This is a genomic window from Microvirga tunisiensis (genome assembly GCF_009296175.1).
In the GTDB taxonomy this organism is placed as follows: Bacteria; Pseudomonadota; Alphaproteobacteria; order Rhizobiales; family Beijerinckiaceae; genus Microvirga; species Microvirga tunisiensis.
Map to the genome: position 1 here is coordinate 1 of NZ_VOSK01000983.1, position 579 is coordinate 579.

Here is a 579-nt window from a genome sequence, read left to right on the forward strand (position 1 = left end):
GCCCGTCGCTTGTTCAAAGCCTTGTGCTTGCCTCGGGCTACTACTACCCGACGCTGCGAGCCGACACGTTCCTGTTCTCGCCGCCGGCTGTTCCCGTGATCGGCGACGCGATGCGCTACACCATCTCTCCTCTGGTTGCCCGGGCCATCCTGCCGGGCTTGATCAAACAAATGTTCGCGCCAGCAAAGGTGCCGGAGCGGTTCAAGAGGCAGTTCCCTAAGGAGCTGATGCTCCGGCCGTCGCAGCTGCGCGCCGCGGCTGAGGATGCAGCCCTCATGACTCCCGCAGTGATGGAGCTGCAGCCTCACTACAGCGAGCTGCGGATGCCGGTCACGATCATCACAGGCGCTGATGATCAGATTGCCGATGTCGGCCGGCAATCGCAGCGCCTGCATCGGGAACTGCCACAGAGCGAGTTCATCGCGCTCCCGGGGCTCGGCCACATGGTCCATCACCTGGCTCCCGATGCCGTCGCCAGTGCGGTAGAGCGAGCCGCACAGAAACTTGGAGAAGAGGCGCGCGCCTAGCCGCGCGTTGTTCTTTAGAAGTTTAAGCCGAGCGCCGTTCAATCCGGCAGTC

Annotated in this window: 1 protein-coding gene; it reads left to right on the forward strand. The window is 63.4% G+C overall.

The window, feature by feature from the left end; translation table 11 throughout:
* Positions 1-527 (forward strand): alpha/beta fold hydrolase (locus tag FS320_RS44850; RefSeq protein WP_152718825.1); only part of this gene is annotated, 527 nt, incomplete at its 5' end.
* Positions 528-579: the final 52 nt, after the last annotated feature.